At 66.1% G+C, this 15,189-nt stretch carries 10 protein-coding genes and 4 tRNA genes; 9 read left to right on the forward strand and 5 right to left on the reverse strand.

Annotated features, from left to right (window positions below; genetic code table 11):
• Positions 1-45: 45 nt before the first annotated feature.
• The 4 genes from ACQP1T_RS14440 (at position 46) to ACQP1T_RS14455 (ending at position 5,622) form a co-directional block, all read left to right on the forward strand.
• Positions 46-1,275, forward strand: a complete 1,230-nt coding sequence (locus ACQP1T_RS14440) for a cytochrome P450 family protein (RefSeq protein ID WP_433760672.1) — start codon at positions 46-48, stop codon at positions 1,273-1,275.
• Positions 1,276-1,421: 146 nt separating this feature from the next.
• Positions 1,422-2,738: a cytochrome P450 gene (locus tag ACQP1T_RS14445; protein WP_433760674.1), complete on the forward strand. Its 1,317-nt coding sequence runs from the start codon at positions 1,422-1,424 to the stop codon at positions 2,736-2,738.
• Positions 2,739-2,789: 51 nt separating this feature from the next.
• Positions 2,790-4,313 (forward strand): flavin-containing monooxygenase, encoded by a 1,524-nt coding sequence (locus ACQP1T_RS14450; protein WP_433760676.1) that lies wholly within the window; start codon positions 2,790-2,792, stop codon positions 4,311-4,313.
• A 358-nt stretch (positions 4,314-4,671) separates the two neighbouring features.
• Entirely contained in the window at positions 4,672-5,622 is a 951-nt protein-coding gene (locus ACQP1T_RS14455) for a LysR family transcriptional regulator (protein ID WP_433760678.1), read from the forward strand.
• On the opposite strand, the gene ACQP1T_RS14460 is transcribed toward ACQP1T_RS14455, so the two are convergent.
• A complete protein-coding gene (locus tag ACQP1T_RS14460; RefSeq protein ID WP_433760679.1) occupies positions 5,623-6,813 on the reverse strand; it encodes a hypothetical protein in 1,191 nt (396 codons plus the stop codon).
• 402 nt (positions 6,814-7,215) lie between these two features.
• On the opposite strand from ACQP1T_RS14460, the gene ACQP1T_RS14465 reads away from it, so the two are divergent.
• On the forward strand, positions 7,216-8,199 hold the full coding sequence (locus ACQP1T_RS14465) for a hypothetical protein (RefSeq protein ID WP_433760681.1): 984 nt from the start codon (positions 7,216-7,218) through the stop codon (positions 8,197-8,199).
• A gap of 6 nt (positions 8,200-8,205) precedes the next feature.
• On the opposite strand, the gene ACQP1T_RS14470 is transcribed toward ACQP1T_RS14465, so the two are convergent.
• Positions 8,206-9,423 (reverse strand): sigma factor-like helix-turn-helix DNA-binding protein, encoded by a 1,218-nt coding sequence (locus ACQP1T_RS14470; RefSeq protein WP_433760683.1) that lies wholly within the window; start codon positions 9,421-9,423, stop codon positions 8,206-8,208.
• Between the two features lie 161 nt (positions 9,424-9,584).
• Between ACQP1T_RS14470 and ACQP1T_RS14475 the strand changes: the two genes are divergently transcribed.
• The gene (locus ACQP1T_RS14475) at positions 9,585-10,586 is read left to right on the forward strand and encodes an MASE1 domain-containing protein (RefSeq protein ID WP_433760685.1); all 1,002 of its coding nucleotides are present in this window, start codon (positions 9,585-9,587) and stop codon (positions 10,584-10,586) included.
• Between the two features lie 133 nt (positions 10,587-10,719).
• A complete protein-coding gene (locus ACQP1T_RS14480; RefSeq protein ID WP_433760687.1) occupies positions 10,720-11,394 on the forward strand; it encodes a phosphodiesterase in 675 nt (224 codons plus the stop codon).
• Positions 11,395-11,477: 83 nt separating this feature from the next.
• Here ACQP1T_RS14480 and ACQP1T_RS14485 read toward each other — a convergent pair.
• From ACQP1T_RS14485 to ACQP1T_RS14495, 3 genes are all read right to left on the reverse strand, one after another.
• Positions 11,478-11,552: transfer RNA gene (locus tag ACQP1T_RS14485), tRNA-Val, on the reverse strand.
• Between the two features lies 1 nt (position 11,553).
• A tRNA-Cys gene (locus ACQP1T_RS14490) sits at positions 11,554-11,624 on the reverse strand.
• A gap of 45 nt (positions 11,625-11,669) precedes the next feature.
• Positions 11,670-11,742: transfer RNA gene (locus ACQP1T_RS14495), tRNA-Gly, on the reverse strand.
• A 510-nt stretch (positions 11,743-12,252) separates the two neighbouring features.
• Here ACQP1T_RS14495 and ACQP1T_RS14500 point away from each other — a divergent pair.
• Both ACQP1T_RS14500 and ACQP1T_RS14505 read left to right on the forward strand, forming a co-directional pair.
• Positions 12,253-12,324 (forward strand) — tRNA-Val (locus ACQP1T_RS14500).
• A gap of 365 nt (positions 12,325-12,689) precedes the next feature.
• Positions 12,690-14,954 carry a SulP family inorganic anion transporter gene (locus ACQP1T_RS14505; RefSeq protein WP_433760688.1) on the forward strand — a complete coding sequence of 755 codons (2,265 nt, stop codon included), beginning with the start codon at positions 12,690-12,692 and terminating at the stop codon, positions 14,952-14,954.
• The last annotated feature ends 235 nt before the right edge of the window (positions 14,955-15,189 follow it).

Raw genomic sequence — 15,189 nt, forward strand, 5'->3', positions numbered from 1 at the left:
ATCGAAGGGGCGCAAGACAACTCGCGAACGGGGAAGGGCCGTCGAATGAGAAAGCTGCCGCAGGACTTCTTTCATACGCCGTATGCCTTCTACGAGGAGCTGCGCGCCGAAGGCCCCGTGCACCCCATCGAGTTGAATACCGGCGTGCGCGCCTGGCTGGTGGTCGATCTGGACGTCGCGCGCGAGGTGCTGCGTCATCCGGCCATCCGCAAGGATCCGCGCACCGACGCCAGCCGCAAGGCCCGCGGTCTGCCCACCGATGACACCGGCGTCGGTGCGGTGAATACCCGAATCAGCTACCACCTGTTGAATACCGATCCGCCGGGGCACGCCCGGCTGCGCCGATTGGTCGCGCCCGCATTCGCGCCCGCCCGGATCGAGGCGCTGGCGCCGCGCGTGCTCGCGATCGCCGACGAACTCCTGGACCGTATCGCCGCGGACGGCGCGGACCGGGTGGATCTGTTGTCCGAGTACGCGTTTCCGCTGCCCATCACCGTCATCTGCGAACTGCTCGGTGTGCCGGTCGCCGATCGCGCGGATTTCCGGGAGTGGTCGCGCATCATCGTCGAACTGTCCACCGCGACGCCCGAGGAGGTCCGGCACGCGACCGATGCCATCGCCGACTATTTCGAGCAGCTGATCACTCGGCGACGGGCGGAGGGCCTCGAGGAGGATCTCGTCTCGGATCTGATCGCCGCCAATGCCGACGGTGACCGCCTCACCGATGACGAGCTGATCTCCATGGTGTTCCTCATCCTGGTCGCGGGCCACGAGACCACCGTGAACCTGATCGGCAATACCGTGCTCACCCTGCTCTCGGATCCGGCGCGCTACCGCGCGCTGCACGCCAATACCGAGGCTGTGCCCGCCCTGATCGAGGAGATGCTGCGCTACGACGGTCCGGTGAATGTGGCGACCCTGCGCTATACCGCCGAACCGATCACCCTGGGCGGCACGGACATTCCCGCGGGCGAACTGGTACTGGTCGCATTGGGTTCGGCCAATCACGACGAACGGCACTTCGGTGACGCCGCGGAGTTCGACCCGCAGCGTTCGACGTCCGGCCATCTGGCCTTCGGCCACGGCATCCACTACTGCCTCGGCGCGGGCCTGGCCCGGCTGGAGGCGCGCATCGCGATAACGAGGTTGGTCGAGCAGTATCCGGACCTGTGCTTGGCCGCCGATGGTGCGGAATTGCGTTGGCGGGAGAGCATGCTCATCCGGGGATTGCGGGATCTGCCGGTCGAATTGGCAGGGACACCCGCGCTGCGTTGAGTCCGGCGTTCCGGGGTGCGCAGATCTGCGGACGGCCCCGCTGATCAGGCGTTGTGTCCCAGGGTCTTCCGTCACGCCGGACAACTGTGCAACAGTGCAGAGAACCGGCGTAACGATGCGTCCGGCGCCGGATGCGGAGGGAAACGATGACTGCGGCGTATCCACCCGGTCCGCCGATTCCCGCATTTCTGCAGGGCTCGCTGTACATCCGTAACCGCGCCCAGATGCTGCCGCCGTTGCGGCGCCGCTACGGCGATGTCTTCTCGCTACATGTCCCGCCGTTCGCAAGGAACCTCGTCGTATTCACCCGCCCCGAACACATCAAGGAGATCTTCGCGGGTGACCCACGCGACCTGCACGCGGGCGAAGGCAATCAGATCCTCGGCCCGGTCATGGGTCAGCATTCGGTGCTGCTGACCGATGAGGCCGAACATGCCAGGGCCCGCCGATTGCTGATGCCCGCATTCAATGGCGCGGCCCTGCGCGGCTACCGCGATCTGGTCGCCGAGATCGCCGCCGCGGAGGTGGAACGCTGGCGGCCCGGTTCGACGGTGATCACCCTCGACCGGATGAACGCGCTCACCCTCGAGGTGATCATGCGGGTGGTCTTCGGCGTCACCGATGAGCGCACCCGGGCCTCGCTCGCGCCGCGCCTCGGCCGCATCGTCACGGTCGGCCAGCTGCAATACCTCGGCCTGATGAAACCGGCGCTGCAGAAGTATCCGCCGTGGAAGTCCTTCCACGACAATATGGCCGCCATCGATGATCTGCTGTACGCCGAGATCGCCGCCCGGCGCACCGCACCCGACCTGGCCGAACGCACCGACGTGCTGTCCCGGCTGCTGCAGGCGGGCGGCGAAACCGAATCCGATCCGCCGCTCACCGACGCCGAACTGCGCGACCAACTCATCACCCTGCTGCTGGCCGGTCACGAAACCACCGCGGCCGCGCTGTCCTGGGCGCTGCACGAACTGTCGGTCAACCCGCAGGTACAGCGCGACGCCCGCGAAGCGGTCCGTACCGACGACGACAAGTCACTCGAGGCCGTCATGAAGGAGGCGATGCGGCTGCGCACCGTCATACCCGGCGCGGTCCGCAAACTCACCAGGGATATGACCATCGGCGGCTGGGAGTTGCCCGCGGGCACCGTCGTCAGCTGTTCGATTCTGCTGGCGCACCGCAGTCCCGCCAACTATCCCGACATCTCGACCTTCCGGCCGTCGCGCTTCCTCGACGGCGAAGTCGAACCGAATACCTGGCTGCCCTTCGGCGGTGGAGTGCGCCGCTGTATCGGCGCCGGATTCTCGCTGATGGAGGGCACCACGGTACTGCGCGAAATCCTGTCCCGCTACACCCTCGCCGTGCCCGAGGGTGCGAAATCCGAACGCGGACGGGTGCGCAATATCACCACCGTGCCGCGCGACAAGGCCAGGATTGTAGTCACCCCCCGTTCAGCTTCGTGAAATCGCACCGAGGCTTTGCCGCATTCGCGCGAGCGACGTAATCTCCGTGCCATGACGAGCGGGAACCGCGTCGCAATCGTAGGTGCGGGCATCGCAGGCCTTGCCTGCGCGAAGGTATTGCGCCAGGAGGGATTTCCGGTCGAGGTATTCGATCGGACCCCGGACGTCGGCGGAGTATGGAGTGCGACGCGCCGGTATCCCGGCCTGCGCGCACAGAACAGCAAACAGACGTATCACTTCTCCGACTTCCCGATGCCCGACGACTATCCGCGCGTGCCGGACGGACAGCAGATCCAGCAGTACCTCGACGGGTACGTGCGGCACTTCGGCTTCGGCGAGAGCCTGCGGCTCGGCACCGAGGTGGTCGCGGCCGATCCGGTGGACAGCGGCTGGTTACTGGAGATCCGCGACCATATCGGCGTCCACCGCACCTCCTGCGACCATCTGGTCATCGCCAACGGAATTTTCAGCGAGCCCGCGGTGCCCGACTTTCCCGGCGTCGAGCGGTTCCGGCAGGCGGGCGGGCAGGTCGGGCACGCCTCGGAGTTTCTGGATGTCGAGTGGGCGCGCGGCAAGTCGGTGGTGGTGGTCGGCTACGGCAAATCGGCCTGCGATATCGCCGAGGCGGTCAGTCATGTCGCGGCGTCGACGAATGTGGTCGCCCGCCGACTGCTGTGGAAGATGCCGCGCGGGTTGGCGCGCGGGCTGGTCGACTACGAGCGGCTGATGCTGACCAGGCTGGGGGAGGCGCATTTCCGCTATCAGAAGCTCGGGCGGATCGAGCGTTTCCTGCACGGTTCCGGGCGTAGTTTCCGCGACAGCAACTTGGATGTGATCCAGGAACTCGCCACCAAGAAGTCGCATCTGCGCGAGCTGGGTCTGGTGCCGGAGGGGCGCTTCGAGGACATCGCGGAGAGCACGGTCAGTCTCGTCACCGAGGATTTCTTCGAGCGGGTGGGAATGGGACTGATCGCGGTGCACCGCGACAGCACTATCACCGAAATGGCCGCGAATCAGGTGCGACTGTCCAACGGTACGACCCTGCAGGCCGATATCGTCATCTGCGCGACCGGATTCCACCAGCGGGTGCCGTTCCTCACCCCGTACGTGCAGCGTCAACTCACCGACGAGGATGGCAATTTCCGCCTGTATCGCCAGATCCTGCCGATCGGCGTGCCGAATCTGAGCTTCGTCGGGTACAACTCCTCGGTCATCAGCACGCTCGGCGCCGAGGTCGGCGCGCATTGGACCGCCGCACTGCTGCGTGGCCGACTCGCCCTGCCGACGCAGGAGGAGATGACCGCGCATGTCGACAAGCGGCTGCGCTGGATGGCCGAACGCACGGGCGGCCATCACGCACACGGCGGCGCGATCACCCCGTTCTCCATCCACAATATCGATGAGATGCTCGCTGACCTGAAATTCCGGCTGCCGCGCAGAACCCGTGCGGCACAATGGTTCCGGACGATCAAGCCGTCTTCGTATCGTGGTCTCGCGGAGCGGTCGAAGGGACCGGTAGTGATAGCCGCGCCGGAAGCTGCGACGCCGGTCTCCGCCGAACAGCGCACGCCCTAGGTCGATTGCTCGTAATGCGCCCAGGGTTGGCCGGGCGTACCTCGACGCCGACGATTTGTCTCTCGGCCGCCGCGGCGAGGTGCGTCCGTGGCGCGCACATACGGTTTCGATCAGCGTCGACGATCGCGGGGAAGGGATCGTTCGGCCCTCGCCAGTCGATGCCGCGTGATAGCGGTCGGCCGCAGGATGCCGGAGCGAAACAGGGTGGTGTCGATTTTCGCAGTGCGACTACGGGTTTCGAGTCGAGCGAGTTCAGTGTGTGACCGATGCCGCATAGGGAGCGCTGCCCTTCCGATGCGAGTCGACGATCGGATGTGACAGCGCCCCGAGGTCGTCGCAACGGATTATCGCCAGTGCAATGTTGGTTACCAGTCTTTCCATTCTGGATAATCCAGGAGTGGCCGCCCTCGACATGAATCTGCTGGTTGCTCTGGATGCGCTGCTGGAGACCAACAGCGTCACCGAGGCCGCCGAACGGCTGCACACCTCGGCGCCCGCGATGAGCCGAACGCTGGCGCGGCTGCGGCGCGTGCTCGGCGATCCGCTGCTGGTGCGCGCGGGCCGCAATCTGGTGCCGACGCCGCGCGCACTCGAATTGCGTTACGAGGTAAGCGTTCTGGTGCAGCGGGGACGGACGCTACTCACCCCGCGCGGTGCACTCGACCCGGCCACGCTCAAGCGCGACTTCGCGGTGCAGGCGGGCGATATGGTTCTCGGCGAATTGGCGACGCCGCTGCTGGCCGCCGTCCGCGCGCAGGCGCCCGGGGTGACACTGCATCTGCTCCCGGATCGCGACGAGGGCACCGCCGCACTCCGCGACGGTCGTGTCGATGTCGAGGTCGGCGTCATCGAGCACACCGATCCCGAGACCACCGTGCAACGCGTCCTGCGCGACCGCGTGATCGGCGTTGCCGCACCGGAACATCCGCTGATTACCGACCGTGTCACGGTGGCGCGGTTCGCCGCGGCCGCCCAACTCGGCATCTCCCGCCGCGCCCGCGCCCGCGGCCCCATCGATGATCGCCTCGCCCTGCACGGCCGCACCCGCCGCGTCGTGGCCACTGTTCCCGATCTGACCAGCGCCCTGCTGGCGGTCCGCTCCGGCGATCTGGTCTGCCCCGTCCCCGCCGCGCTCACCGCGACAACACGCACCGCACTCGGCTTGTGCGCCTTCGAAATCCCCCTACCCCTCCCCGAAATCGCCATCGCCATGGCGTGGCACCCCCGCAATACCGCCGACAGCGGCCACCGATGGCTGCGCGAATTGATCCGCGACACCCTCGCCGGTCTGGACTCGTCGGCCGGGTGATCAGCCCTCGGTGCGGATCGCGAAGTTCGGGTCTATACCGGGTAGCTCGTTCGGCGTCGAGCTCGGTTCCGGACGGCCGAACGGGCCGTGCGGGTTGCGCTTGAGTTCGTCGAGCATGGCCTGCAGCTTGTCGACGTGGGAGGTGTCCTCGCCGGTGCCCGCGCGGTGCGCGCCGGGAGTCAGTGCGCCGTTGTCCTCGGCGCGGGGTGCGGTCATGCCGGTGTCGGGACGGGTTGTGGGCGTGGCGGATTCGTAGCCGTTGCGGGGCGGGGAGGTGAGCGGCTCCAGGCGGCCGTTGCTGGCGCCGATCGAGCCATATTCGAGTCGGTCGCCGGTGCTCGCGGGTTGCGAGTTGGTGTAGGTCGGCGCGGCGGGCTCGGTGTGGGCCGGTGTGGCCGAGTCGAGCCAATCGGGGCGCGAGCTGGGTGCGGACAGCGCTTCGCTGCGATAGGTCGGGGGAGCCGCGGGCGGCACGGGTTGCGGCGTCCGCGACGGGAGGGACAGGGAATCGTTGGGTGTCGCGGGACCGAAGGGTTCGAGGTGTTCGGTGCGAGTGATCGGCGCGGTGAATTCTGCCCGTGCGGGGCGGGGCGTGATGTTCGCGGGATCTTCCAGTCGTTCGTTACGCCCGGTCGGGGTGTCCAGGCCGCCCGTCGGGGTCGCTAGCCGCCCGTTGGGGCCGGTTGTGGGCGTGACGCGGTCGTTGCGGCCGGTCGCGGTTTCGAGGCGCTCATCGGTTCCGGTGGCGTCGGGACGGTTGTTGCGCCCGGTCGGCGTTTCGCTGAGCACGGTCGTGATATCCGGGAGGCCGTTGCGTCCGGTCTCGGCACGCGCGCTCGTGGTGTCGGCGCGCCCGTTGACGGCATCGAGACGGTCACGTCGCGATGGGATCGGTTCGCGCCGTTCCCTGGTCGAAGGAGCGGGCTCCGGACGGATCCCCGGCGCGGGCTCGGCCGCTTCGTCACCCGCCTCGACCGTGACGACTTGCTCCAACCGTGTTCCGATCTTGGAAACATCCTCCCCCGTACGGAAAGCCCACGCCTCCAACTTGGCCAAGCGACCGGCGAGATTACGGTCGTCGTCCACGTGCGCGGCGACCGCGTCGAGCTTGCTGCTCACCTCACGCAGGGTCGTCGCGAGACTCGACAAGAGTGCGCCGATCGATTCGCCACTCCGCTCGTCGTGGTCCATCCCATACCTTCTTCCCCGTATTGCCCGAAACTCCGCTCGTGGCCGGCCGATTCTATCTGTCGATCGGTACCGACGCCGGCTCGAGTACCGGCCGTGGCCGCGCTGCGCACCTTTCGTCCGGTTACCCGGCGGCTTTCGTCCGCTGATTCGGCGGCAGCGGTCCGTGTCCCAGGAATGGCCGCAACTATCAATCACCGGAATAACTGTGGCGATGCTCTCGCGTGTCGCAATGAAATCTCTTGTGAGACAGCACACATCGGCAGGTCGGAGCGTGTTCGCAGGTGGTGGCGCACCCGAGCGCGGGGTATAGGGGGCTGGCGGCCGGGCCAAAGCTGACGCACTCTTGATCTATGGCGTAGGTCGTACCTGACCTGCGGTGGTTTTGGGCAGGGGTGAGGTCGCGTGAGAACGAAGCAGCGCGTCGAGCGGGCGTGCGGGCGTCGGGCGATGCTCGCCGAATTGGGGTTATCGGACAGTCGCGTCGCGGATACCAGGGTGCCGGATGGACGCGCACCCGTCGGCGGAGCGGTGGGAGCCGGGGGATACGGCTGCACATGTCCGGAATGTGCCGCCGCGCAATGGGATATCCAGCGGCTGAAATATTGGCTGTGTGGTCGGCTCGCGTCCTACGGTGCGGACCTGGCCGAGGTGGATCGCCGGGTGGGTGACGTCCCGGTGGACGTGCTGTGGCGCAGCGGCGAGCGGCAGTATGCCATCGAGGTCCGCACCGGCCCGCTGGATCGGGAGTCGGCGCAACACCACACGGCACGGCTGCGCGCCTCCGGATGTGACGGGGTGCTGTGGCTGTGCCCGCCGGGCTACTGGGTCGGGCATCTGCCCGCACTCGGCATTGCCGACTTCGCGCCGCCCGCGTGCGATTACCGGGCCGAAGACGGCATGTTGGATGCCTCGAACAGCGCGCTCGTCGTGCCGCGCCGGGAACCCTATGAACTGCGTGATTTCCTGTACGGCTGGGTGCGGGGTGAAATCGCGTGGGGCTACCGCGATGTGATGACAGGAGGATGGGCCACCGTGACCGACTGGGAACACCACACGAGGACGCAGGCCAGCGTCATCGCTCGGCAGCGCCAGGAGTTGGTCAACCAACGCACCACCCTGGCCCTGTCCCGAAAAACCGTGCGGGACAAGCAGAAACAGATCATGAAGCTCACCACCCGGCTGGAACGCGCCGAGGATTCCGCACAGCAACGCGCGGACTCGCTGGCCGAGGTCAGGCGCAAGCTCGACGATCACCACCGCATCGACGCCAGCCTGCGCGCCACCATCGTGAACATGCAGAAGGCGATCGGCCACTGGCAGCTGATCACCTGCTGCGCGATGATGCTGATCGTGACATTCATCGCCGGGGCGATGTTCGTGCGCTGAGCCGGTTCAGTCGGGGTGCGCGCCGGTCAAGCGGAACGGCGCACGGTCCCAACGCCATTCGTTGCGCAGCACCAGCGCGATCAGGTCGAGCAGATCCAGCTCGACCTCGGCGCGCAACTCTCGCAGCGCGGACCAGTACACCGGTCCGCGCTCGACCAGCTCCCGCAGTCGATTCTCGACCTCCGCGGCTACCTTGCGCCGCAATAGATCTGGAATCCCGATCTTGCTGCCGGTCCACACCAGCCAGCCCCAGCCGTTGGCATGCGCATGGGCGCGACCTGCCGCCGATTTGATCCGATTGATGTGGAAGCCGACATGTCCCAGCGGTTCGACATCGATCAGGACCACGCGGCCGTCGGCCAGCCGTGCGCCGATGGTGGGGTAGTAGATCCGCTCCGCGCCGTCTATTTCGTAGGTGACCGCACTCGGTTGCTCCTGGAACGTCTCGACCAGATCGCTGGCATTCACCGTCCGAAGCAGCCGAGCCTCCAGTCCGGAATCGAACCCGATATCGCGTCCGACCTTGTCGAGATAGAACCGGCCGCGTCCTTCGTCATCGCCGTCGACGGTCCGCGCCGAGACGATCGGCAGCGGAGCGGGGACCGGTACGGAGGCGGGCCAATCGACTTGTCCCAGCCACGAATTCAGCTCATCTGTCGCCGCCGGTTCGTGCAGTTTCGCCAACCGCCGGTTCGTCTTCTTCTGCCACGCCATGATCCGCTGCATGACGTATCCGGCCACCCGCTTGGCGTCCTCGCCCGCATGCCCCGCCAACCGCAGCTTCAGATAGGCCAACTCATTGGCGGCCAGATCGGTATCCGTCGCATAGGTCTCCACCAGCAGCGCCCGCACCAACTGCTGATCCCGTGTCCCGACCGGATACCGCGCCCCGAAGACCTCGGCCGCCCGATGTCCACTCAACTGCGCTTCCCGCAGAATCTGCGCCACCGCCCGGGTATGCAACTGTCGAACCCGATCCCGTGACAGGTCGAATCGAGCACCGATCCGCGCCAACGTCTCCGGCGCCGCCCCGCTCACTCCCAGCCGAAACCCCACGATTTCGGCATCGCGCCGCTTGCGGTCCCCCCGCATCTCGATCAATTCCCCCAATAGCTCGTTGATCTCCTCGAGATCGAACGACACATCCCCGGCGATATCGTCGAGCACATCGGTATCGGCACCGTCGGCGGCGCGATCGCGCCCATCGGCCTCACTTGCCGTCACCTGCACCCCTGACCACGACTCGGCTCCACTCGACATGTGCGCCAAAGCCTAATGCCGACCACCGACAACCCAGCCGATCCCACCGACGGGCGGCCGCGGGTTCGATGTCGCTGTGGTCGATATTTCCTGATCGTCGTGGGAAACGGTTCTATGCTCACGGTGTGGGTCGTTTCCGCAGCCACGCCGAGCAGGCGCTGTGGATGGTTGTCGCGGCGGTCGCCTATTTCGTGGCTGCCGAGGTCGGGTTGCGTTCGGCCCTGGTCGGCGATCAAATCACGCCGCTGTGGCCACCGACCGGGGTCGCCCTTGCCTGTCTGTTCCTGTTCGGCCTGCGTACCTGGCCGGGTATCACGATCGGCGCATTGGCGGTGAATGCCCTGCTCGGGCCGACGCTTCCTGCCGTCCTCATGATCGCCCTCGGCAACACCGTTGCCCCGGTGGTCGCGTACCTGCTCCTCAAGAGGGTCGGGTTCCGCAGCGATTTCGACAGCGTCCGCGACGCACTCGAACTCGTCTTCCTCGGTGCCCTCGCCGCCATGCTGATCAGTGCCACGCTGGGTACCGTGGCCCTGGTGCTGGCCGGGACGGTACCTGCCCACGGTTTCTGGGGCGCCTGGTCGGTCTGGTGGACCGGCGATGCCATGGGCGTGCTCCTGATCGCGCCGCTCATCCTCGTCGGCAAAAGTATTCGAATACCCAAGGCACTGAGCCCATTACGAGTGATCGAGGCCGCGATCCTCGTGGTGGGCACATTCGTTGTTGCGGTAACGGCCACCGCGGTTTCGGCGAACCTGCTCTTCCTGGTCTTCCCCTTCCTGATCTGGGCCGCGATGCGCTTCCACCTGTCCGGCGCCCTGCCCTGCGCCCTGATCGCCTCGACGGTCGCCATCGTCGCGGCGGCCCGCGACTTCCCGGCCTTCACTGGCCTCGACCTGACCACCAAAATGATCACCCTGCAAGCATTCAACGGCTCGGTCGCCCTAACCGCCCTGCTACACGCCACCATGACGGCGCAACGTGACCGCGCCCGTCAGGCGGTAGACGACACCTGCAGCCAACTGGCCCAAACCGTCCTCACCATCAGCCAGGGCCGTCCCTTGGCGGGCGTCATCGATAGCACGCGCCCCCGCCGAACCCAGCCTCCCGGCACCGCATCGACCTGACCACGACTCGTACCGCAATGCCTCGCTACCGCCGTATCCGGCGGTAATCGCCACCTCGAGATCGCCTACCGTTTATCCGGCTACCCGCGGGGCAACCGGGAGACAACACATCGCCTACCTCGGAGGGCTCGCCATGGTCGATTTATCTGCCGCAGTCGTGCGAAGCGCGTTCGCAGCCGGAGCCAGGCTCCGTCACGCGCGGGTCCTCCATCCTGATGGGCTGAACCTGTCGGGCAGGCTGCACGCCGAATACCAGTTCGAGAACCTGTTCGGCAGCGGGGAACGGGCCGTTATCGCCCGTATGTCGAAGGGCACCGGGCTGCCGGGAGCCGTGCCGGATGTGCTCGGGTTCGCCTTTCGCGTCCTGGATCGCGACGACAAGCCATGGGACTTCGCCCTGGCGACCACGGGCCGCAGCACGGTGGGGCGGTTCGTGATCACCGTCGCTACCGGCTGGGCCCGCGCCAGGTACGGCGGCCTGATGCCGTACCGTTTCGGCAATTCGACGCCTACCTGGGTGTTCGCCGAACCCGATGCGGCACAACCGAACTCCGCGTCCATCGAAGCCCTGGAAGAATACCTGGGCGAACACGAGGTGCATTTCGATTTGGTCGGCAGCCCCATCGGCGGCCGGACCAGCAAACTCGCCGAGATCAACCTGCGCCTGGCCGAGGGCGAGCACCGGACCGACTACTTCGACCCGATGATCAATCATCCCGCCGAGGTCGAGATGGTCCCGAAGGTAATCCGACAACTGCGCGAGGTCGCATACGCGGGTAGCCGCCGGGGCCGTGGCGAGGCGCCATGACGCGCCTCCAGCTTCGGCAAGTCCGAGGGTGGGCACAAATAAGATCAGGCCCGGTGGAAACCGGGCCTGATCTGGTAAAACGGTGGTGCGCGATACTGGGATTGAACCAGTGACCTCTTCCGTGTCAGGGAAGCGCTCTCCCGCTGAGCTAATCGCGCGAGGTGGAGACGGGAATCGAACCCGTGTGCACGGCTTTGCAGGCCGTTGCCTCACCACTCGGCCACTCCACCGTGCGAAGGGGGAAGGCTTTAACTATTGCCTGGCCCTACTCCTCGAGCGGATGACGGGATTCGAACCCGCGACCCTCACCTTGGCAAGGTGATGCGCTACCAGCTGCGCTACATCCGCATTTGCATCTCCGGGGGCTCGCGGCCCTCCGTGGTGCGAGACAGAACATTAGCCGACGTTCGGCGCAACCTACAAATCCGCTGGTAGAACGGCGTGAAGTTGAATTACACGGGTGTTGTTCGCGCGGCAAGATAAGGCGCATCCCGGGCAGTGAGGCTCGGATCGGCAGAGTCGCGCTTCGTCTGGGCGCTTCCGAATTGCCATCGGGAACGTTGGCGAAGTGTTACCGCGCCCGATGGCAACTGACGATGCCGCTGGGCGGGATCGAAGCGGAACTCCGCGCTCTCGGATGCCATAGCCCGCGAAGCGCGATGGTGCCTGTGCATGTGAACGACCCCTCCGGGACTTGCTGCACCCCTTGGTAATTCACGACCCAAAAGCAACGTCGGTCGCAAAGTTCGACAGCCGATCGCCCGTGTCGGGGTGGCGATTTGGTGGCACGCCGGTAGTGCGTGCTAAGGTTCCATCTCGTTCGAACGGCTGCTCTGCCGCCGCTCCAACGCCAAGTTCGGTCCCATAGCTCAGTGGGAGAGCGTCCGCCTCACACGCGGAAGGTCGCTGGTTCGAAACCAGCTGGGACCACTCATTGGAACAAAGGGTCGGTGCACTACGAGTGCCCGACCCCCTTTCGTATCGGCGCAATGTCTGCCGCGAATCCGACTGTCCTCGAATTGGGGCCCTCTCACGCCTCATGCTGTGACTTGGGTCACATTTTGGTAGCAGTTGACCACATCTGCAACATAAACCTTTCCATGCGCTTTGCTAAGTCTTTACTATTGCGCCTGACCTTCACGCCATGGGGTCACTGCTCCACGAAGTTGCTCCATGCGGAGCACATGCAGCACCCAGCGTTCTCCAGAAAGCTTCGCCCGCCGCTCGCTTTCGATGCCAGTACATGTTCGACCGATGAACCGATCGGCTCCACGCCGTTTCGGCGAAGGAGAATTATGTCCACCGACACCGATTCCGCACCACGGACGTCGCCGCTTCGCGCAAGTCTTCCAGTGAGTCTCGCCGCCGTCGGCCGCCATGACCTGCCCGCCTCGGTCGTGGTTTTCCTTGTCGCACTACCACTTTCACTCGGCATAGCGGTTGCCTCCGGCGCGCCGGTCGCCGCTGGTCTCATCGCCGCCGTCGTCGGCGGCGTCGTCGCCGGGCTACTAGGCGGCTCGGCCGTCCAGGTCAGCGGGCCGACGGCGAGCCTCACCGTCGTCGTCGCCGAGAGTGTGCACCAATTCGGTTGGGCCGCTACCTGTTTCATCACCATTGGCGCGGGTCTATTGCAGATTCTGTTCGGGCTCAGTCGGATTGCGCGTGGCGCGCTCGCCATCGCGCCGGTGGTAGTCCATGCGATGCTCGCCGGTATCGGCGTCATCATCGCGCTGCAGCAGGTCCATATTCTGCTCGGCGGCAACTCGCTGAGTTCGTCGTTCGCCAGCCTCACCCAGCTGCCGCATCAGTTGATGTCGGTGCATCACGGCGATCTGTTCGTCGGACTGGTGGTGATAGTCATCCTGATCGGCTGGAAGTTCCTCCCGCGCACGATCCGCGTGGTGCCGGGACCGCTCGTTGCGGTAATGGTCGCCACGATCCTGTCGCTGGTACTGCCGACTCGTGTCGAGCGGGTCGTGCTGAACGGGTCGCTGCTCGATTCCATCGGATTGCCCGCGATTCCGTCCGGCAGTTGGTTCGCCGTCGTGATGGCCATGGTGACGGTCGCGCTGATCGCCAGTGTGGAGAGCCTGCTGTCGGCCGTCGCGGTGGACAAGTCGCGGCCCGACCATCGAACAAATTTCGATCGTGAGCTGATCGGGCAAGGCTCGGCCAATGTGGTGTCGGGTCTGCTGGGTGGTCTGCCGATCGCGGCCGTGATCGTTCGCAGCGTTACCAATGCCCATGCCGGTGCGCGGACCAGGGCCGCGACGGTACTGCACGGTGTGTGGATCCTGCTGTTCGCCGTCGCGCTGGCCGGGCTGGTGCAGCAGATTCCCAAGGCGGCGCTCGCGGGGCTGCTCATCCTGATCGGGGTGCAACTGGTGAAGCTGGCCCATATCCGGTTGGCCCGGCGCACCGGCGATCTGTTCGTCTACGTGGTCACGGTGCTGGGTGTGGTATTCCTGAACCTGTTGCAGGGCATGGTGATCGGGCTCGTGCTCGCCTTCGGCCTGCTGCTGTGGCGGGTGGTGCGGGTGACCATTCACGCCGAACAGATGGTCGACGCCGGGCGCTGGCTGGTCACCATCGATGGCACCTGCACGTTCCTCGCGCTGCCGAAGCTGACCGCGGAACTGGCGAAGGTCCCCGCCGACGTCGACGTGACCATCGAGATGACGGTCGACTTCCTCGACCACGCCTCCTGTGAGCTGATCACCGACTGGGCCGGTCTGCGTGAGGCCACCGGTGGCACAGTCGATTTCGTCGAAATCGGCAGCGCGCGAATGGCGACCGCGGTGGCGGGGCCGCCCGAACGTGGGCGCTCTCGCCAGGTCATCGATGAGGTCATCGGTCCGTGGCGGCGGACGGGTAATCGGACGGATCCGATTGCCGCCGGTATCACTGCCTATCACCGCGGCCACGCCCATCTGATGCGCCCGCACCTGCATGGATTGCGCAACCGGCCGGATGCGGACACATTCTTCCTGACCTGCGCCGACGCCCGGATCGTGCCGAATGTCATCACCAACAGCGGGCCGGGGGACCTGTTCACGGTCCGCAACGTGGGCAATCTGGTCCCGGCCGGTGGCAGTGATGTCTCGGTGGAGGCCGCGCTGGTCTACGCGCTGGAGAAGCTGGACGTGCGGGCCGTGGTCGTCTGCGGGCACTCCGGTTGCGGGGCAATGGATGCACTGCATCGGGAAGTTCGCACCGGACCGGGGCTCGGCGACTGGCTCGCCCACGCGCGGCCGAGCCTGGACCGGTTCCGGCTCGGACACCCGGTCGCCGATGCCGCGGCATTCGCCGGATTCGGCCCGGTCGACCAGCTCGGCATGGTGAATGTGGCACTGCAACTCGAGCGGCTGTATGCCCACCCCGTGGTTCGGCGCGGGATGGAGGAGCGGGGAGTGGCGGTGTCCGGACTGTTCTTCGATCTCGCGACCGCACGGGTCATCGAGGTGACCATGGACGGCATCGCCGAGTTCGACGACGAGTTGACGGTCGAGGCGTTCGATGGGTTGGCCGACGTGCGTGGCGTGGCTGCCGAGCCTGTCTAACCCGCGGCCTGTCGGGCCGAATGATGCGGCCCGACAGGCGAACTCGGCGCGGATGTGGCGCTTTTCACACCGATTCGGAGGTATGGATTCGAGCACTTTGGGGCAACTTCTCAGGCTTTGCTAAGTCTTTACCAATAGCCTTGACGCGATTTACCTCTCGACCCATCGCTGTGTCGGGAACTGCTTCACCGCGATATGCCGGTTCGCGGTCTGTGCCCTGCTGGACATTTTGATC

Origin of the sequence: Nocardia sp. CA-135398 (genome assembly GCF_050955845.1) — a bacterium.
Classification (GTDB): Bacteria; Actinomycetota; Actinomycetes; order Mycobacteriales; family Mycobacteriaceae; genus Nocardia.

What these genes read in the sequence shown, in the direction of transcription:
- ACQP1T_RS14440 (WP_433760672.1), top strand. Translation starts at nt 46, where the DNA reads ATGAGAAAGCTGCCGCAGGACTTCTTTCATACGCCGTATGCCTTCTAC.
- ACQP1T_RS14445 (WP_433760674.1), top strand. Translation starts at nt 1,422, where the DNA reads ATGACTGCGGCGTATCCACCCGGTCCGCCGATTCCCGCATTTCTGCAG.
- ACQP1T_RS14450 (WP_433760676.1), top strand. Translation starts at nt 2,790, where the DNA reads ATGACGAGCGGGAACCGCGTCGCAATCGTAGGTGCGGGCATCGCAGGC.
- ACQP1T_RS14455 (WP_433760678.1), top strand. Translation starts at nt 4,672, where the DNA reads ATGTTGGTTACCAGTCTTTCCATTCTGGATAATCCAGGAGTGGCCGCC.
- ACQP1T_RS14460 (WP_433760679.1), bottom strand. Translation starts at nt 6,813, where the DNA reads ATGGACCACGACGAGCGGAGTGGCGAATCGATCGGCGCACTCTTGTCG.
- ACQP1T_RS14480 (WP_433760687.1), top strand. Translation starts at nt 10,720, where the DNA reads ATGGTCGATTTATCTGCCGCAGTCGTGCGAAGCGCGTTCGCAGCCGGA.
- ACQP1T_RS14505 (WP_433760688.1), top strand. Translation starts at nt 12,690, where the DNA reads ATGTCCACCGACACCGATTCCGCACCACGGACGTCGCCGCTTCGCGCA.